Source organism: Streptomyces sp. P9(2023), assembly GCF_032436795.1.
Lineage (GTDB): Bacteria > Actinomycetota > Actinomycetes > Streptomycetales > Streptomycetaceae > Streptomyces.
Window position 1 is genome coordinate 57933 of record NZ_JAUPWM010000014.1, and the last position, 18566, is coordinate 76498.

Below are 18566 nucleotides of genomic sequence, written 5' to 3' on the forward strand. Positions count from 1 at the left end.
GCCCAGTGACCGGGGGCAGCACCCCTCGTTGGCCGGGTCATGAAGAGCACCCTTGCATTCGCCCTGGCCGCGGTCGCCCTCGCCGCCCCCGGCCTCGGCGGAACGGCCGACGCCGCCGCCCCGACCCCGGCCACCCGCATCCTCCTGACGGTCACCTCCGAGGCGACCGGCGACGTGACGGAGGTCTACCTCGGCTGTCGCCCGACCGGCGGCAACCACCCTGTCGCCGAGACGGCCTGCGACGAGCTCCAGCTCGCGAACGGTGACTTCGACCAGCTCGCCGGCAACGCCGACAAGGCCTGCCCGATGATCTACGACCCGGTCACGGTGACGGCCGTCGGCACCTTCAACAAGGTGCCTGTCGACTGGAAGAAGACGTTCGGCAACGGCTGCGAGCTGAACGCGAAGACGGGCCACGTCTTCGCGTTCTGACGCTCACACGCCCGCGTACGCCACGAACGACGCCCACGCCGTCGGAGCGACGGCGAGCTGGGGGCCGTGGGGGACCTTGGAGTCGCGGACGTGGATGGTGGTGGGGTGGGCGGCGACTTCGATGCACTCGCCGCCTTCGCCGCTGCTGTAGCTGGACTTGTGCCAGTCGTAGGCGACCTCGATGCAGTTGCCGCCTTCGCCGTCGCTGTAGCTGCTCTTGAACCAGGCCAGATCCGTGGTGCTCATAGCTCTCCCAGCATCTTATCGATCAACTCCAGGGACTCGTGGGGCGTGAGTGCCTGTGCGCGGATAATCCCATAGCGCTCGGTGTACATGCGTACCTCTTCTGGGTCGGTGATCAGCCGGGGGTGTCCGTAGCTCTCGGTGTACGCGACCTCCCGCCTGCCCTTCGGGGTGAGCAGAGTGAACGAGCCGCCCAGTGCGGGGTGTTCCTCGCGGTCGGTGGGCATGATCTGGAGGTGTACGGCCCGCAGTCTGCCGACCTCGATGAGGCGGCGCAGCTGCTGCCGGAACGCCTCGCGGCCGCCCAACGGGCGGCGCAGTACGGCCTCCTCGATGACGAAGCTCATCGTCGGGGCCGGCCACTTGTCGAAGATGACCTGGCGGGCCAGGCGGTCGGCCAGGCGCTTCTCGATGGTCTCCTCGTCGTACAGCGGGCGGCGATAGCGGAACACGGTCTCCGCGTACGCCGGTGTCTGCAGAATGCCCGGCACGGCCTGCACCTCGTAGTAGTGCAAGGCCACTGCCTCCGCCTCCGCCTTCGCGAAGTCCCGGAACCAATCCGGGTGCCGCGTCCGCGCCCGCGCCAGCGCCTCCCGTACGTCGTCCACCGCCGCCAGCAGTACCCCGCCCGCCTTCAGAACGGGATCCGCCCGCAGCAGGAAGTCCGGCTGAGGCGTCCGTACTCCACGCTCCACAGACGACACCAGGTCCTCGCTACAGTGCGTGGCCGTGGCGAGTTCCGCCTGACTCAGGCCCGCGTTCTTACGCAGAACCTTGATGATCTTTCCGATCGCACTGAACAAGTGCGCCGTACCGTCGACTTCGGACGGCCGTTCCGGCCGTTCCTCCTCGTTCCCCGACATCCGTACCGCCTTCTTGGCGTGCCCGTACTGTCACTCAGCGTCGTATTGTCGCTCCTGGTCAGGGTAGAACCGGGCGGCCAGGCTCGGGGATATGAAGTCCGAAAAAGCCACCCCAACCAGTGAGTTCGTCCTCCGGCTGTCGGCCACCCGGCGCGGCGCCCGGCTCGCCCGGCTGCTCGCCGTGCAGCAGCTCCGCGACTGGGACGTCCTGGATACCGCCGCCGCCGAACTGGTCGTCGCCGAGCTCGCCAACAACGCCGCCACCCACGGGCGCGTGGCCGGGCGGGACTTCGAGGTGCGGATGGAGCGTGGTGAGGACCACGTACGGATCGAGGTCTCCGACACGCGGGGCGACCGCGAGCCGGTCCCCGTCGCAAGGCCCGACGAGGGCGGATACGGGCTCGTGCTCGTATCCGCCCTCGCCACCGCCTGGGGCGTGAAGGCCCGCTGCGTCGGCAAGACCGTATGGGCGACGGTCCCGCTGACGGAACCCCGCCGGGGTCAGAACAGGGTGACGTTCCCCGTTCCGAGCTGCTGAGGGGTGTAGACCTCATTACGGGAACCGAAAGGCGCTCGCCAGATGCCCGTGCCCTTGTAGAGGGCGAGGGTCTCGTAGGTGCCGCCCATGACGCCTTGCGCGACCAGGTCGGGGCGACCGTCCCTGTTGGTGTCGCCGACGCCCACGAGGTCGGTGTACCGGTCCCAGCCCCCGCCGATCCTCGTACGGGCGGCGAAGGTGCCGTCGCCCTTGCCGAGGTAGAGCCAGAGGACGCCGTCCTTGTCGCGGGCGACGAGGTCGCCGGCGGCGGCTCCGCCGAGGTTGCCGGTGGCGGTGAGCTGGTTGTAGATGCCCCAGCCCCAGCCGATCTTCTTGCGGGGGGCGAAGGGGGCGGCGGCGTTGCCCGTGCCCTTGTACAGGTACAGGTCACCGGCCTTGTCGGCGGCGACCAGGTCGGGGCGGCCGTCGCCGGTCAGGTCGCTGCCGCCGGTGAGCTTGTCGTAGGTCTGCCAGCCGGCGCCGATCTTCGTACGCGGCGCGAAACCCTTGCCGGTGCCCGTGTAGAGCCACAGGACGCCGCTCCGGTCCCGGCCGAGGATGTCGGCGTGCACGGATCCGCCGATGTTCCCGGGGGCCGCGACGCGGTCGTAGATGTTCCACCCGGTGCCGTAGTCGACCCGCTCCCGCTGGTACCGCTGGGCGATCAGGGTCTGGTGGCCGTCGTATCCGACCAGCCGTCCCGAGTCGTCCTTGACGAGCAGATCGGGGGCGCCGCTGTCCGAGAAGTCGTGCGGGGCGGGCTTGTTGGCGACCTTGAGCGTGCCGGTCTGCTCGACCGTCGGCCCGATGCCGTCGGTGGGCCGTGCCGTCATGCGCCATGTGTAGGCGCCGTTGTAGGCGGAGGTGTAGTCGCCGAACTGGCCGGTCCAGATCGCCCCGGTGACGTATGGCCTGTCCAGGTACGAGGGCTCGGAGGTCCATCGTTTTCCGGACGCGGTGTGGGTCAGTTCGACCTTCAGTTCGGCGTTGCCGCGCTTGACGTACCACCAGAACTTCGCGTCACCGTGCTCGAAGTCGACCACGTCGGGAAGCGGCTTGTAGACCTCCGCGACGACCGCGGTGGGCTCGCCCGTGCTCGCCACGAGGGTGGCGACGGGAGTACCGTCCGTGCCGACGGAGATCCGGTAGAAGCCCTCGCCGTGCTCGACCGTGCCGCCCCGTACGATCTGGTTGCCGTCGGCCTCGCTGAAGACGCTGCTCCGCATGCTGTCCAGGAGTTTGACGGTCTTTCCGGACGTCAGCGAGCGCGCCGTCAGGCCATAGAGAAGGTTGGGATCGCGATTGTCGGTTGGCGCGGACGTCGCCCCGTAGGTCACCCAGTCGCCCAGTAGCTCGGTGCGGACGGTCCCGGATCCCAGGACGACGCGCTCGGGCTCGGCCGAGGTGTCCCCCCGCCGGGCCACCGCCAAGGTCACGGCGCCGGTGGCCGACTGCTCGGTCCAGATCACCTGCGTGGCGGACATACCGGCGTCGCCCTCGTCGCTGACCACGGGGAGGGCACGGTCCTCGACGACCGCGCCGGTGGCGACGTCCACCAGGGCGAGGTGCTTCCCGGGTCCGCCCACGGTGTTGTAGGTGAGGATCAGAGTGTCGAGTGTGGACATGTCGTACCGGTACACCGAAGCGTTCTCCGGCAGACCGGTCACCTTGCGGTCCAGAACGGTGTCGCCCGGCTTGCTGACGAGGTGTACCTCGGTGCCACCGGCACTGTTGGGCTTGTCCATGACGAGGGTGGTGCCGATCGGACGGCGGAGTTTCGCGTCCGGGCCGAGCTTGGTGGCGTCGATCGTCACGGGAGTGGTGCCCGCCGCGAGGTCGTGGAACGTGTGGACGCTCCCCGCCGACGTCACGACCAGGTCCGTCTGCGGGCTGCCCAGGTACTCGCGTGCGGGCAGAAGGGTCGTGACGCCGTCCGAGTACCGGGTCCAGCGGTACTCGGCTCCCTTGTCCGTCCGCAGGATCGTCAGCAGTCCCGAAGGGCCATGGCTTACGTAGCGAGAGCCGGGCGGCAGCGAGATGGCGGCCTGCTGCGTGGCCGTAGCGGTGGCCGTAGTCTCGGCGCCGGGCGGCGTAGTCGCCACCGCCGGGGTCGCCAGGCCCGCCGCCGTGACGGCGAGGACGGCCGTGACCGCCGCGGCGAGACGTCGCCGGGGCGAACCAACGTGGATCAAAGGGGGTCCCTCCCACAGAAATGCGCGGGCGGCGGTGATCCGCCGTTGCGGGTGGGACTCGTGGGGTTGGCGAAGGGTTGTACGAGAGGAATGGGGACTTCCGGCGGGCGGTACGCGCCCCCTCCGCCTCTCCCGCCCGGCGCGGCCCGGACCGGGAGAGGCGGAGGGGGCCGACGATCAGGACACCATCGTGAACTTCGTTCCCTCGCCCGCGTACAGCGAGGTGTTCGCGCGGCTGAACGGGGCCGTCGCCGAGCCCGTGCCGAGGTAGACGTACGTGCCGTCCGCTCCGTGGCCGAGCAGGTCGGGGCGGCCGTCGTTGTTCGTGTCGCCGACGCCGACGAGCTGGCTGAAGGCGTTCCAGCCCGCGCCGATCCTCGTGCGGGCGGTGAAGGTGCCGTCGCCCTTGCCCTGGTAGAGCCAGAGGACGCCGTCCTTGTCGCGGGCGACGAGGTCGCCCGCCGTGCCTCCGGCGATGTTGCCGACCGCGGTGAGCTGGTTGAACATGCTCCAGCCGCCGCCGATCCGCACGCGGGCGCCGAACGGCGCGCTCGCGCTGCCCGTGCCCTTGTAGAGCCACAGGTCACCGGCCGTGTCGGTGGCGAGGAGGTCCGGGCGGCCGTCACCGTTGAGGTCGGAGCCCGCGGCGATCTTGTTGTAGCCGCCCCAGCCGCCGCCGATCTTCGTACGGGCGGTGAAGGTGCCGTCGCCCTTGCCGAGGTAGTGCCACAGGACGCCGGTGGTGTCGCGGGCGACGAGGTCACCGGCGGCACCGCCCGCGATGTTCCCGGCGGCCTCGATCTGGGCGTACGTGTTCCAGCCCGTGCCGATCTTCGTGCGGCGTGCCGGGGTCACCTGGCCCGAGACCGGCCAGTCGAAGGTGTCGTCCCGCCACAGCGTGCCCGAGGCGTCGCGGGCGAGGACGTCGGTCGAGCCGTTGTCGGTGTAGTCGTGCGGGTTCGCCTGCCGGGTGACCTTGAACTCCCCGGCGGAGTACGCGGCTCCGCCGATGTTGTTGAGCGGCGTGGCGAGGATCTCCCACCGGTACGTGCCGTTGGGGGCGCTGACGCCGTCCAGGAGGCCGTTCCAGGTGAAGGTGCCTGCCGAGGGCTGGTAGAGCCGCTGCTTGAGGGTCTTGCCGGAGGCGACGTGCCGCAGGGTGACGTCGGTGTAGACGTTCGGGCGGGAGAACTCCCACCTCATCGTCACCCGGCCGTTGTTCCTGTCGAGCTCCGCCACCGCCGGGACCGTGCTGCCGGTGATCTCGACCGCCGTGGGCTGCCCGGTGCGCGCGACCTGGGTGACGACCGGTGCGCCGCCCTCCGCCGCGGTGATCCGGTACAGACCCTCGCCGTACGCCACCGTGCCGCCCCGGACCAGCAGGCTGCCGTCCGGCGCGACGGCCGAGGAGCTCATGTGGTCCAGGAGCTTGACCGTCCCGGCGCCGGTGAGCGAGCGGGCGGTGAGCGGGTGCAGGGCGTTCGGCTCGGTCGCCGTACCGCCGTCGGTCTGCCCGTACGCCACCCAGTCGCCGACGATCCCGGCGAGGACGGCGCTCTGTCCGGCGCCCAGGTCGAAGCTGTGCTCGGAACCGCCCCAGACGGCACGGTCGTCCACGACGATCTTGGTGGAGCTGCCCGGGTGCTCGGTCCAGGCCATGTACTTCGGGGTGATCGCCCCGGTCACGCCGAGGTTCCAGGCACCCGTCTGGGGCTGGTACTTGACGGCGTACCGGTCGCCGGTCAGGTCGGCCACGGCCCGGTGGTAGGTGGTGTTGGTCCCCGTACCGATCGTGGAGAGGACGAGCACGTCGGTGCCGGAGGCGCCGAGGACCTGGTAGCTCTGCTCCTTCTTGTAGTTCGAGAGCAGCTGGTTGACGAGCACGCCGTTCTGGCGGCTGATCCGGCGGAGCTCCGGGTCGCCGTACCCGTCGGGCTTGGTCGCGAAGAGGGTGGTGCCGGCCACGCCGACGAACGTGGCTTCGGGGCCGAGGACCTGGACCAGGTCGATCGAGTGGCTGGAGAAGCCGCCCGCGGCCATGTCACGGAAGGTGTACCGGCTGCCGTCCACCGTGACGACGGTGTCCGAGGAGGTCTTCAGCGCGCGCGTGCCCTCGATGGGCGTGGTGGAGCCGTCGGCGAACTTCGTCCAGGTGAGGGTGGAGCCGCCCGCGCCGTCGGGGCGGGCGGTGAGGAAGCCGGTGGTGCCGCTGGAGACGATCTCGGCGTCCGCCGGGATCGGGAGGACGGCGTCCGTGGCCTGCGCGGGCCCCACGGGGGAGGCGGGCGCGGACTGCGGCGCGGCGACGGCCGCCGGCCCGGCGACGACGAGCGTCCCCGTGACGGCGGTGACCGTCGAGAGGGTCAGGACGGCGGCGGCGAGCCGACGGCCGGACGTGGTGGATCTGGCGGATCCGGTGGATCCGGTGGATCCGGTGGATCTACGAGCGTTGTGCACGCTTTCCTGCTCTTTCTTCATGCGTATCGGAATCCGTGTCGGAGAACCGAGTCGGAGAACCGAGTCGGAGAACCGAGTCGGAGTACCGAGTCAGAGGACCGAGTCGAGGTCGGTCGCGGGGGAGTGCAGGTACGAGGCCGCGGCGGGCTTGAACGGGGCGACCGGGTCGCCGGTGCCGGCGTAGAACTTGGCGCCCGACGCCCCGACCGCGTAGAGGTCGGCGCGGCCGTCGCGGTCGGCGTCGCCGATGCCGACGAGGTGGGTGAAGCCGCCCCAGCCGCCGCCGATCTTCGTGCGGGCGGTGAAGGTGCCGTCCCCCTTGCCCTGGTACAGCCAGAGGACACCGGCGGTGTCGCGGGCGACGAGGTCACCGATCGCGCTGCCGGCGATGTCGCCTACTGCCGTGAACTGGTTGATGCCGCCCCAGCCGCCGGTGCCGACCTTCACACGGGCCGCGAACGGCGTCACGGTGTCGCCGGTGCCCTTGTAGAACCAGAGCGCGCCCGCGGTGTCGGTGGCGAGCAGGTCGGAACGGCCGTCTCCGTTGAGGTCGCTGCCGCCGGTGATCTTGTCGTACGCCTGCCAGCCGGCGCCGATCTTCGTACGGGCGGCGAAGTTGCCGTCGCCCTTGCCCTGGTAGAGCCAGAGGACGCCGTCCTTGTCGCGGGCGACGAGGTCGGCGGTGGTGCTGCCGGCGATGTCGCCGACGGCCTCAAGGCGGTCGAAAATCTGCCAGCCGCTGCCGATCCGGACCCGGCCGGTCGATGACGCCTCGGTCATGGACCCCGTCTTGACGGTGTCGTCGCGCCACAGGACGCCCGAGGTGTCACGGGCCAGCAGGTCCGGGCTGCTGTTGTCGGTGTAGTCGTGCGGGCCCGCCGTGCGGGTGACCTTGAAGGTGCCGGTCTGCTTGAGGTCCGGGCCGATGCCGTTGAGCGGGCGGGCGTTGACCTCCCACGTGTAGTCGCCGCTGGGGGCGAACTCGTTGATGCCGGGGCCGGAGAGGAGGCCGTTCCAGGAGAAGTCGACGACCCTCGGGCCCGTGGTCGACGGGGCGCGGAAGGTGAGCTCCTTGCTCTTGCCCGTACGGTTGTGACGGATCGTCACCGCTCCCTCGGCCTCGCTCCGGGAGAGCGTCCAGGAGAGCTTGGCGCCCTCGTTCCGGTCGAGGTCGACGACCGGCGGGACGTTCGTGGCGACGAGGCCGAGCGCGGTGGGCTCGCCCGTGCTCGCGACCAGCGTGGCGGTCGGCTTGCCGTCCGTGCCGAGCGCGATCCGGTAGATCCCCTCGCCGCGGTCGAGGGAGCCGCCGAGCACCAGGAGCGAGCCGTCGGCCGCGGGGACGGTGGACTCGGCGTGGTCGAGCAGCCTGACCGTCGTTCCGTCGAGGGCGTTGGCGGCGATCAGCGCGTAGCGGTCGGACGGGAAGGTGCCGCCGGCACCGCCCGGTGCGGCGTAGGTCACCCAGTCGCCGAGGACGCCGACGTGGGTGCGGACGGCGTTGCCCATGTCGGCCACCTGCACGGCCGGGGAGCTGCCGTCCCCGCCGCGTTCTGCGGTCATCACCCTGGTGGCCCAGGGCGTCACGGCGTCGACCCAGGCGATGCGGCCTCCGGAGGCGGCCGCTTGCGAGCCGCCCCCCGACGGCAGGATCTCGCGCTGCTCGACGACGGAGGCGGTCGCGACGTCCACGACGGCGACGTAGAAGGTGTTGGTGCCGGCGGCATCGCGCGTGAAGTACCGGATGATCACCTCGGAGTCCGAGACGGCGGCCATGTTCTGGTACCTGAGGGTCGCCGGAAGGCCGGTCACCTGCCGGCTGTTGCCCTCGCCGACCAGGTGGACCTGGCTCGTCTGCGTGGTGTCGTCCCGGGCCGTGAAGACGAGCGTCCTGCCGACGACCCCCTGCCACATCAGGCGGCTGTCCCTCTGGTCGATGAGCTTCGGGCTGCTGCCGGGCGACGCCATGTCGTGGAGCCAGTAGTAGGTGGTGGTGTCCTCCCTGGTCACGATGGTGTCGGACCCGCCGCCCTTGTACCCGTTGTACCGCTCCGGAAGGACGGTGGTGGTGCCGTCCACGGTGCTCGTCCAGCGGTAGATGCTCTTGAGGTCGGGCGTGACCTCGGTGGTGAGGAAGCCGGACGGGCCGGCGCTGAGGATCCTGGTGGTACGGGGGATGCTGATGACGTCCGCCTGGGCGTCGGCGGGCGCGTTCGCTGCCGGGGCGTTCGCGGCGACGGCGGCGGTAAGGGTCGCGGCCGTAGCGGGCGCCGATGCCAGGGCCGTACCGGCCGTGACGGCGAGGACGGCGGTCACGGCGGCGGCGAGTCGGCGCCGGGGCACGCGGGTCTGGATCACTTTCGGTTCCTTCACGAGGAGGGGGCAGGAGGACCGGGCGCGCCGTGGTGGCGCGCCCGGTGGTGGGGAGGAAAGGCTCAGAGGATGTGCGGGTACGTGCCGCCCAGCAGGACCTCGGTCGGCGTGCGGGTCGCGAAGGGCGCGAGCCGGTCGCCCGTACCGGCGTAGAAGTACGAGGAGTCGGCGGGCCCGGAGACGTACAGGTCGGGGCGGCCGTCCTTGTTGCCGTCGCCGATGCCGACGAGGTGGCTGTACGTGTTCCAGCCGCCGCCGATCTGCTTCCGGGCGGCCGGGGCGCCTTCGTCACCGATCGCGACGACGTCCGAACCGATGTTGTCGACACGGTAGTTGGAGTCGGTGGACAGCGCGGTCGAGGACCCGTCCGCGTACCGGGTCCAGCGCAGCTCCGGCTTCTCGTCCGACCCGCTACGGGTCAGAAACCCACTGGCACCGGCGGCGGCGAGGCGGCGATGAGTGGCGGCTCGTTCGTGGAGCACGATGGGTCCTCCCCCAAGGAACGCTGGCGCACCATGCGCCACTCCCGATCAGACTCTTGATCGCGGGGGAGGGTTGTATGAATGTTCGGATGTCTTACGGGAGTTGTGGGGGAGGGGTGTCGGGGCAAGGGGGTGTGGGCCGGCGCGATCCAGCTCCGGTGACCCCGGCCGGGTCACGCCCCGCGCCGCTCCACCACGCCTCGTACGTACGCCGCTTGGCCCGCGTGCTGGTTGTCCTCCGCGATCACGCTGATCAGCCGTACGCCGAGGGTGACCGGCGGGTCCCAGGCGTCGTCCACGACGCGGTCCAGGTCCGCGTTGGTCAGGCTTCCGAGGTGTTCCAGGGTGCGTTCGTGCACGGCGTCGTAGTAGCCGAGCAGCAGCTCCGCCGGGGCGCGGACCGCGGCGACCTGGTTGCTGGAGTGGCCGTAACCGGTGGCGCGTGCGGAGAAGGGGAGTCCGAAGCGGGCCTTCCAACCGTCCGCCGTCCAGAGCTGCTCGGTCTCGAAGGCGCCCGCGACGTGGTCGTCCTGGATCCGGGTGAGATGCCAGACAAGCCAGGCGATCGTGTTCGCGTCCTCGTCGACCCGGGCCGTCAGCTCGTCCTCCGACAGCCCCTCGACGGCCCCGTACACGGCCTCCTGGACGCGCCCGAACGCGTCCACCAGCAGGTCGGCGCTCTTCATGTCACCCAGCTCCTCGCTCGCCGTCTCGGTCGGGGCGGCGCGACTCCCGCGATGCCCGGGACTTCCGCGATGCCCGGGATTTCCGCCACTCCGCCACCGTCGCCTCCACGTCGAAGGGCCGCAAGTTCAGCGGCGGGCCGGCCGGCGGGCGGGCGAGGGCCTGCGCGATCTTGGTGTTGATCTCGCCGATGATCCGGCGCACCTGCGCCTCGGAGCCGGCCTCGCCGATCGCGTCCCGCGCGTCCTCGGCCTCCTTGCGGAGCGCGAGTGCGGGCGGGAGTACGGATGCGCCCTCGCGGTGCATCTTGCGCTTGATCCACCACAGCTCGTCGTACGGCGCGGTGTCGTCCTCCAGCGGTCTGCCGAAGCCGGCCAGCTTCCGGAACTCGCCGCGTTCCGCGGCTTCGCGGATCTGCTTGTCCACGAATGACTCGAAGCTGACGCCGGGAGGTTTCCGTTCGGTCATACGTCCAGCCTAAAAGGCCGGGCTGGGAAAAGGCAGGACGGGGAAAGGCAGGACGACGGGGAAAGGCAGGAGCCCCGCTCGTGCCCGAAGGCACGGAGCGGGGCTCCTTGGGTACTTCTCTAGCCGTGCGCGATCGCCGATCCGGGCAACTTAGACCGGGGTGACGTTCTCCGCCTGGGGGCCCTTCGGACCCTGCGTGACGTCGAAGTTCACCTGCTGGTTCTCCTCAAGGGAGCGGAAGCCAGCAGCGTTGATCGCGGAGTAGTGGACGAAGACATCCGGGCCGCCGCCGTCCTGGGCGATGAAGCCGAAGCCCTTTTCAGCGTTGAACCACTTGACGGTTCCGGTAGCCATAAGCCCTCCTTGGGCCAAAGGGTTGCCCTGCTCCAGAACCTGCAAACAAGTCTGAAAACTACAAAAGCCTGCGGGTCACATGCTCCGCAGGCTCTGTACTGCAAGGGAAACCAAACTGCAACTTGCGAGGAGCGTAGCACGCAGTGTGTGCGGCGCACTAGAGGGAAAGATCACGTCACCCACACGTTTGACGAGCCTCTGACGTGCTGACGCGATCACCGCCCGAGAGGCCCCGCGAGCGGCCGTGAGGGGACCGCTCAAGCGACCGCTCAAGCGACCGGTCGAGCGACCGCTCAAGCGACCGGTCGAGCGCCACGCGCGCCCCGGCGGTGCCCACCGTACGAGACCGGTCTAGCCTCGCGATGTGGACAATGCAACCGATGACCACCAGCGCAGCCGGCCCCGCGTCGGACACATCCAGTTCCTGAACTGTCTGCCCCTCTACTGGGGTCTGGCCCGCACGGGAACGCTCCTCGACCTGGAGCTGACCAAGGACACCCCGGAGAAGCTCAGCGAGCGCCTGGTGGGCGGCGGGCTCGACATCGGCCCCATCACCCTCGTCGAGTACCTCCGCAACGCGGACGATCTGGTCGCCCTGCCGGACATCGCGGTGGGCTGCGACGGCCCGGTCATGTCCTGCGTGATCGTCTCCCAGCGCCCGCTGGAGCGGCTGGACGGGGCGCGGGTGGCGCTCGGTTCCACGTCCCGAACCTCCGTACGGCTCGCGCAGCTGCTGCTCGCCGAGCAGTTCGGCGTACGGCCCGACTACTACACGTGTCCGCCCGACCTCGGCCTGATGATGCAGGAGGCGGACGCCGCCGTCCTCATCGGCGACGCCGCCCTGCGGGCCTCGCTGCACGACGCCCCGCGCCTCGGGCTCAAGGTCCATGACCTGGGGCTGATGTGGAAGGAGTGGACGGGGCTGCCGTTCGTCTTCGCGGTGTGGGCGGCGCGCAAGGACTTCCTGGCGCGTGAGCCGGAGACCGTACGGGAGGTCCACCAGGCCTTCTTGGCCTCGCGGGACCTGTCCCTGGAGGAGGTCACCAAGGTCGCCGAGCAGGCGGCGAGGTGGGAGTCGTTCGACGCCGAGCTGCTGGAGCGGTACTTCCGGACCCTGGACTTCCGCTTCGGCCCGGAGCAGCTGGCGGGGGTACGTGAGTTCGCCCGCCGTACCGGCCCGACGACCGGCTTCCCGGCGGACGTAAGGGTGGAACTCCTCGGGGCCCACCGCGCCTGACGCGTCAGCCTGACGCGTCAGCCTGACGCATCAGCCTGACGCATCAGGAGGACGGCACGGGCCCCTGCATCTGCCTGCTGATCCAGGCGATGGACCCGTCCTCCATCCCCTGGACGTAGCTCTTCGCGTTGTGCCCGCCTCCCTGGATGACCTGGAGGCGGGTCTTCACCGGGCCCTTCCCGTAGTCCCGCATGAAGGCCTTCAGGCGGCCCATGCCGGACTCCTTCGTTCCGATCTGGAACGCGAGGTAGACCCGGTTCTTCCCGGTGTCCGGTTTCGCACCGAGCGCCTTGGCCAGCTTCTCCGGGTTGTTCGCCTGCCGTTCGGCCTCGTGCCCCGCCCACAGCGGCGAGTCGGGCACGGTGTCGGGCCCCGACGCGATGACGGCCTTGAACTTCTCCGGGCGCTGGAGCACGGCCTTCAGTCCGGCGAAGGCGCCCGAGGACGAACCCATGAATGCCCAGCCGTCACGGGACGCGAAGGTACGGAAATTCGCCCGGACGAAATCGGGCACGTCCTCCGTGAGCCAGGTGCCCATTTTCGGCTGGCCCGGGATATCGCTTCCGTCGTAGTAGAACTTGTCGTCCGGGTTGAGAACGGGCATCACCACAATGAACGGAAGGCTCTTTCCCTCCTGTGACCATGTGCTGATGCTCGACTGGAGTTTGAGGTCCGTACCCATCCAGTAATTCATCGGATACCCGTTACCGCCCGGCAGCGCCACGAGAACCGGAAAGCCGCTCTCCGCGTACTTCGGGTCGAAATACTGCTTCGGCGCCCACACCCACACCTTGCCGGTGAAACCGGACTTCGCCCCGGCGAGCGTGGTGACCCCGATCTTGGTGCCGTCCTCCAATGTGTTGGCGGTCGTGAAACTCGCCTTGGGGCCGGTGGGGAGGACAGTCTCGGGGACGTTCGCAGGGCCCTTCGCCCGCAGGGTCGTCGTGCCGCTCCCGGGGGTGTCGAACGTGACGGGCGCGCCCTCCCCCGAGCAGCCGCTGACCAGAGCGGCCGTGGCCCCGAGGGCGAGGACGGTGGCGAGGATCCTGGGGACCCTGGGGAGGCGTGTCATGGGGTGACTCCGGGTGTTTCGGACACAACGACTGATTACGGAAGGGAGGAGTGTGGATCAGGCTCGTCGGTTGGCCCGCGCTCGCCTCCCATCACCGTGATTCGGGCCACCCGCCCTCGCCACCGCACCAGGGGGTACGTGTTCCCGGAGTTCCGCCCAGCTAATAGCCTCGTTGGATCAGTGACGGGCCAAGGGGCGCACCGGCGGTATGCGTGCGCGGGGGAGGACGCCGACCATGCGAGTTCTGGTGACAGTCGTGCGGGAGGGGGCGGCGCCGCAGGACGTCGTGGTCAGCGCCGACGACAGGGCGACGGCGCGCGACGTCGCGGAGGCGCTCGCCACGGCCCTCGGCACCCACGCCCAGCCCCACCCCCCGCACGCGGGGGTACCGAACGTCGTCGTCCCCCTCGCAAGCACCACCCCGGACCCCCGCTACGTCCCCGCCCTCCAGCCCCCGTCCCCCGGCCCTACCCTCTGGGCGGACGGACAGCGCTGCGAGCCCGGGGCCCCGGTCGGCGGGCTGCTGCGGGACGGTTTGCGGATCTCGGTGGACGACGCGATCGGTCCGCTGCTGCGCGGTGGGGAGCCCGTGGGGCGGTACGAGCTGAGGGTCGCGGGTGGCCCCGGTGCCGGCCGGGTCGCCCGCCTCGGCATCGGTACGGCCACGATCGGCTCCGCTCCCGGCTGCGCCCTGCCGGTGCCGGATCACTCGCTGCCGTCGGTAGCCGCCCGCGTGTCCGTCGACGCGCAGGGCACCGCCACGCTGCACGTGCAGCCCGGCGCCACGCTCCTGCTGGACGACGAGGAGGTCGAGGGGGACCGGGAGTGGCCGCTGGGGACCCTCGTACGGGTCGGGGACTCGCTCTTCGTCCTCGACCAGGTCACCGAGCCGGACGCGCACCTGTCCGCGACCGGTGAGGGCGGGCTCGCCTACAACCGCCCGCCCCGGCTGTCGCCGATACGGCCCGTACCCCGGCTGGTCGTGCCCGCGCTGCCGTCCCGGGGAGAGCGCGCCCGCTTCCAGCTGATCGCGGCGCTCATCCCGATGGCCTTCGGCCTGATGATGTACTTCCTGACCTGGCAGATCTACATGCTGCTGTTCATGGCGATGACGCCGATCATGCTGCTCGGCCAATGGATCAGCGATCTGCGCGAGGGCAAGCAGAAGAACAAGGTCTCACTCAAGCAGTACAAGAAGGATCTCGCCGCGTACGAGGCCGAGCTGGTCCGCCTCGGCAAGGAGGATCAGAAGAACAGGCGGGCCGACAACCCCGATCCGGCGCAGGTGCTGCTGTTCGCCACCGGGCCGCGCCGTCGGCTGTGGGAACGGCGGCTCACCGATGTGGACGCGCTGCGGCTGCGCATCGGCGTGGGCTCGCTGCCTGCCGAGATCGAGCTCGCGATGGCGCGTGGCGGCTACGAGGAGGACCGGCCGGAGCCGCCGATGCTGCCCGACCTGCCAGTGGCCCTGTCCTTCCCCGAGCTGGGCGTCGTCGGTGTGGCCGGCGACCGGGGCCGGGCGCTGGCCACGGCGCGCTGGCTGACCGTGCAGGCCGCCGCCCTGCACAGCCCCCGCGATCTGTCGCTGGTCGTGATCTCCTCGGCACGTGACGCGGGCGCCGACTGGTCCTGGGCGCAATGGCTGCCGCACACCTCACCGCAGCAGGGCCAGGACTGTGTCGCGCTGGTCGGATCCGACTCCGAGGCCATCGCCCGCCGGGTGAACGAGCTCCTGAACGAGCTGGGACGGCGCAAGATCGCCCGGCAGAACCAGCACACGATGGGGGGCGGCGGGACGAATCCGGACCCGCACGTCCTGCTCGTGCTCGACGGGGCCCGGCTGCTGCGCCGTACGCCCGGTGTGCCGCAGCTGCTCCAGGAGGGGCCGCAGTACGGGATCTTCGCGCTCTGCGTCGACGAGGACGAGCGGCTGCTGCCGGAGGAGTGCCGAGCCGTCGTCTGCTGGACGGCGGAGTCGCCCACGCATGTGCGGCTGCGCGGCTCGGGTCTGGAGTCAGCCGGCGAGGTGCTGGCCGACCAGGTCGGTCCCGAGTGGTGCGAACTGCTGGCCCGTTCGCTGGCTCCCGTACGGGATGTGAGCCGTGACGACGCCGGCAGCGCCCTGCCGACGGCGGCCCGGCTGCTGAACATCCTCGACATGCCCGATCCGAGCGGTGACGACATCGAGCGGATCTGGCGCACGGGCGGTTCGACGACGGCCGCGCCTATCGGTATCGCGGCGGACGGAACATTCACCCTGGACATACGGAAGGACGGGCCGCACGCGCTGGTCGCGGGCACCACCGGTGCCGGTAAGTCCGAGTTGCTCCAGACGATCATCGCGTCGCTTGCTGTCGCCAACCGGCCCGACGCCCTCAACTACGTCCTCATCGACTACAAGGGCGGCAGCGCCTTCATGGACTGCGCCCGGCTGCCGCACACCGTCGGCATGGTCTCCGACCTCGACGCGCACCTGACGGAGCGGGCCCTCGCATCGCTCGCCGCCGAGCTGCACCGCCGCGAGGCGATCCTCTTCGACACGGGCACGAAGGACATCGAGGACTACAACGACACGCGCAGGCTCCGCCCCGAGCTGGAGCCGATGCCCCGGCTGGTGCTGGTGATCGACGAGTTCGCCTCGCTCGTCGCCGAACTGCCCGACTTCATCGCCGGTCTGGTCGACATCGCCCGCCGTGGCCGTTCGCTCGGTGTGCACCTGGTGCTGGCGACCCAGCGTCCGGCGGGTGTGGTCAGCGCCGACATCCGGGCCAACACCAACCTCCGTATCGCACTGCGCGTGACCGACGCCACGGAGTCCTCGGACGTCATCGACGCACCGGACGCCGGGGCCATCGCGAAGTCGACGCCGGGACGCGCGTACGTCCGTTCCGGCGCGCAGTCCCTCGTGGGCGTGCAGTCGGCCCGGATCGGTGGCCGACGGCCGGCCACCGGCAAGCTCGGGCCCATGGCGTCCCTGATCCCGCTCGGCTGGGGTTCGCTCAGCCGGCCACTGCCCCGGGCCGCGGAGGCGGACGACGACGGCACGATGGTCACCGACCTCGCCGTGCTCGTGGACGCGATCCGGGCCGGCTCGGAGAAGATGGGCTTCCCCGCCCCGCGCAGCCCCTGGCTACCGCCGCTGCCCGCGCACGTCACCGTCGACGAACTGGCCGCCGTGGCGGGCGAGCCGCCCGCGCACGGGGACGTGGAGCCGATCGGCTACGCACTGACCGACCTGCCCGCCAAGCAGAGCCGCAAGCCCTTCGCCCTCGACCTGGTCGAGGGCGAGCACACCATGCTGGCGGGCGGCGCTCGCTCGGGCCGCTCCACCGCCTTGCGGACGCTCGGCGGCGCGCTGGCCCGCGCCACCTCGCCGACCGATGTGCATGTGTACGCGATCGACTGCGGCTCGAACGCGCTGCTGCCGCTGGTGCGGCTGCCGCATGTCGGCGCGGTCGTGAACCGTGACGAGCCCGACCGCGTACGGCGGCTCATTGAGCGGTTGCTCGGCGAGATCACCCGACGTCAGCAACTCCTTGCCATGCAGGGCGCGTCGAGCGCGACCGAGCAGCGCGCGTCGGCGGCCCCAGAGGACCGTCTGCCGTGGATGGTCCTGCTGCTCGACAGCTGGGAGGGCTTCGTCTCGACCTTCGAGAACTACGACTACGGCAAGCTGGTCGAGATGATCCAGCGGGTCTTCCGCGAGGGCTCGGCGGTCGGCCTCAAGGTGGTCATGACCGCTGACCGCAGTGGGCTGAGCGGCCTGGTGGCCTCCGCCTTCGCGGACCGGCTGATCACGCGTTTCGCCGACCCCAACGACTACTCCATGGCCGGCATCCAGCCGCGCGAGGTGCCCAAGAACATGCCGCCGGGGCGTGCCCTGCGCATCACGGACACAGGCATCGACGAGACGCAGATCGCCCTGCTCGACCCGGACCCGGCGGGCCAGGCCCAGGTGCGTACGCTCCGCGAGATCGGCGAGGAGGCGCACGCCCGCCACGGCAGAATCCCGGCCGGGCGCCGCCCGATGCGGGTGGACGCGCTGCCGTCGCGGATCACGGCCCGGGAGGCGCTGGCCCTCGACCCGGACTTCGCCGCACCGTCGTCGCTGTGGGCGCTGCTCGCGGTCGGTGGGGACGAACTGTCGCCGCTCGGCGTGGACTTGGAGGAGTCCGGCCCCGGTTTCGTGATCGCAGGACCGCCGAAGTCGGGCCGCTCGACGGCTCTGTTGTGCGCGACGGAGTCGCTGCTCGCGGCGGGCACGCCGGTCGCCCTGGTCACTCCGCGCCGCTCGCCGCTGCGGGATCTGGAGGGCAGGCCGGGGGTGCTGGGCGTACTGAACGCGGAGAGCCGGGAGGACGATCTGGCGGAGCTGCTCGAGAAGGCGGAGGGCAGGGCGTACGTGATTGTGGCCGACGACGCGGAACTGCTCTACGACACCCGGCTCGACGAGGCGCTGGAGGCGGAGCTGCGCAAGGGCGTGGACGGGGGTCTTGGGGTGCTGGCGGCCGGTACGACGGACAGTCTGTCCTCGCAGTACCGGGGCTTCGTCACCGCTGCCCGCAAGTCGCGCAACGGGCTGCTGCTGGCTCCGCAGTCCTCGCAGGACGGCGAGCTGTTCGGCATCCGGCTCCCCGCGAACATCGGGGGCGGGCCGACGGGCAGCGGACTGCTGGTGGCGGGCGGCTCGTTCCGGCCGGTGCAGGGCGTGATGGCGGGCTGAGGTTCCGAGTCAGCGTTACGCACAGGGGCGTCCACCCGGAGAGGTGGACGCCCCTGTGCGTGGCGATCCCGTACAGGCCAGGGTACGGCTTTCCGTACCGCTCCCCGCGTGGATCAGGTTGCGCGCTCGATGTTGTCGGCGCTGGTGGACGCTGACTTCTGGGCGTCGTTGAGCGTGTCGACCCACTTGGAGAAGGTCCCACGTGCGTTCTCCCAGTCCGTACGGAACTGGTTCGACTTCGGGCCCTTCCAGTAGCCGGTGCTGCTGCTGGTCGCCGTGTTCAGAGCGGTGATCAGGCTCTGCAGATCACCCGCCTTGGTGCCGAACAGCTTGGCAAGATCCCGGAGTCGCTCGATATCCGCGCCGCGCGTGGTCATGACTGTCCTCCCCGTGTCACTGCGACGAACGGACGTTCCGCTCGCACCAGGGGACGCTACCGCAACAACCT

15 protein-coding genes are annotated in these 18566 nt (G+C 70.5%); 4 read left to right on the forward strand and 11 right to left on the reverse strand.

The window, feature by feature from the left end:
* Positions 1–39: 39 nt before the first annotated feature.
* Positions 40–432, forward strand: coding sequence for an SSI family serine proteinase inhibitor (locus Q5762_RS19850; RefSeq protein WP_315893503.1), 393 nt, complete (start codon positions 40–42; stop codon positions 430–432).
* A 3-nt stretch (positions 433–435) separates the two neighbouring features.
* On the opposite strand, the gene Q5762_RS19855 is transcribed toward Q5762_RS19850, so the two are convergent.
* Together Q5762_RS19855 and Q5762_RS19860 are read right to left on the reverse strand one after the other, a co-directional pair.
* Positions 436–678 carry a DUF397 domain-containing protein gene (locus Q5762_RS19855; protein WP_315893504.1) on the reverse strand — a complete coding sequence of 81 codons (243 nt, stop codon included), beginning with the start codon at positions 676–678 and terminating at the stop codon, positions 436–438.
* Positions 675–1538, reverse strand: coding sequence for a helix-turn-helix transcriptional regulator (locus Q5762_RS19860; RefSeq protein WP_315893505.1), 864 nt, complete (start codon positions 1536–1538; stop codon positions 675–677). The genes Q5762_RS19855 and Q5762_RS19860 overlap by 4 nt, the downstream gene beginning before the upstream one ends.
* A 91-nt stretch (positions 1539–1629) precedes the next feature.
* On the opposite strand from Q5762_RS19860, the gene Q5762_RS19865 reads away from it, so the two are divergent.
* Positions 1630–2076 (forward strand): ATP-binding protein, encoded by a 447-nt coding sequence (locus tag Q5762_RS19865; protein WP_315893506.1) that lies wholly within the window; start codon positions 1630–1632, stop codon positions 2074–2076.
* Here Q5762_RS19865 and Q5762_RS19870 read toward each other — a convergent pair.
* The 7 genes from Q5762_RS19870 to Q5762_RS19900 all read right to left on the reverse strand — a co-directional run bounded on the left by Q5762_RS19870 (position 2040) and on the right by Q5762_RS19900 (position 11086).
* Positions 2040–4268 (reverse strand): VCBS repeat-containing protein, encoded by a 2229-nt coding sequence (locus Q5762_RS19870; RefSeq protein ID WP_315893507.1) that lies wholly within the window; start codon positions 4266–4268, stop codon positions 2040–2042. The genes Q5762_RS19865 and Q5762_RS19870 overlap by 37 nt on opposite strands.
* A 177-nt stretch (positions 4269–4445) precedes the next feature.
* On the reverse strand, positions 4446–6746 hold the full coding sequence (locus Q5762_RS19875) for a VCBS repeat-containing protein (protein ID WP_315893508.1): 2301 nt from the start codon (positions 6744–6746) through the stop codon (positions 4446–4448).
* A gap of 69 nt (positions 6747–6815) precedes the next feature.
* Complete coding sequence (locus Q5762_RS19880; protein ID WP_315893509.1) at positions 6816–9083, reverse strand: VCBS repeat-containing protein; 2268 nt, start codon at positions 9081–9083, stop codon at positions 6816–6818.
* A gap of 77 nt (positions 9084–9160) precedes the next feature.
* Positions 9161–9580 (reverse strand): hypothetical protein, encoded by a 420-nt coding sequence (locus tag Q5762_RS19885; protein WP_315893510.1) that lies wholly within the window; start codon positions 9578–9580, stop codon positions 9161–9163.
* A 173-nt stretch (positions 9581–9753) separates the two neighbouring features.
* On the reverse strand, positions 9754–10266 hold the full coding sequence (locus tag Q5762_RS19890; protein ID WP_315893511.1) for a mycothiol transferase: 513 nt from the start codon (positions 10264–10266) through the stop codon (positions 9754–9756).
* A gap of 1 nt (position 10267) precedes the next feature.
* The gene (locus Q5762_RS19895; RefSeq protein WP_315893512.1) at positions 10268–10732 is read right to left on the reverse strand and encodes a DUF1992 domain-containing protein; all 465 of its coding nucleotides are present in this window, start codon (positions 10730–10732) and stop codon (positions 10268–10270) included.
* A 150-nt stretch (positions 10733–10882) separates the two neighbouring features.
* Positions 10883–11086, reverse strand: coding sequence for a cold-shock protein (locus Q5762_RS19900; RefSeq protein ID WP_014144190.1), 204 nt, complete (start codon positions 11084–11086; stop codon positions 10883–10885).
* A 364-nt stretch (positions 11087–11450) separates the two neighbouring features.
* Here Q5762_RS19900 and Q5762_RS19905 point away from each other — a divergent pair, with 364 nt between their 5' ends.
* Entirely contained in the window at positions 11451–12323 is an 873-nt protein-coding gene (locus Q5762_RS19905) for a menaquinone biosynthesis protein (RefSeq protein WP_315893513.1), read from the forward strand.
* A gap of 43 nt (positions 12324–12366) precedes the next feature.
* On the opposite strand, the gene Q5762_RS19910 is transcribed toward Q5762_RS19905, so the two are convergent.
* Positions 12367–13395: an alpha/beta hydrolase-fold protein gene (locus Q5762_RS19910; protein WP_315893514.1), complete on the reverse strand. Its 1029-nt coding sequence runs from the start codon at positions 13393–13395 to the stop codon at positions 12367–12369.
* A 235-nt stretch (positions 13396–13630) separates the two neighbouring features.
* Here Q5762_RS19910 and Q5762_RS19915 point away from each other — a divergent pair, with 235 nt between their 5' ends.
* A complete protein-coding gene (locus Q5762_RS19915) occupies positions 13631–18118 on the forward strand; it encodes an FtsK/SpoIIIE domain-containing protein (RefSeq protein WP_315893515.1) in 4488 nt (1495 codons plus the stop codon).
* A 113-nt stretch (positions 18119–18231) separates the two neighbouring features.
* On the opposite strand, the gene Q5762_RS19920 is transcribed toward Q5762_RS19915, so the two are convergent.
* Positions 18232–18495: a WXG100 family type VII secretion target gene (locus Q5762_RS19920; protein WP_315893516.1), complete on the reverse strand. Its 264-nt coding sequence runs from the start codon at positions 18493–18495 to the stop codon at positions 18232–18234.
* Positions 18496–18566 lie beyond the last annotated feature (71 nt).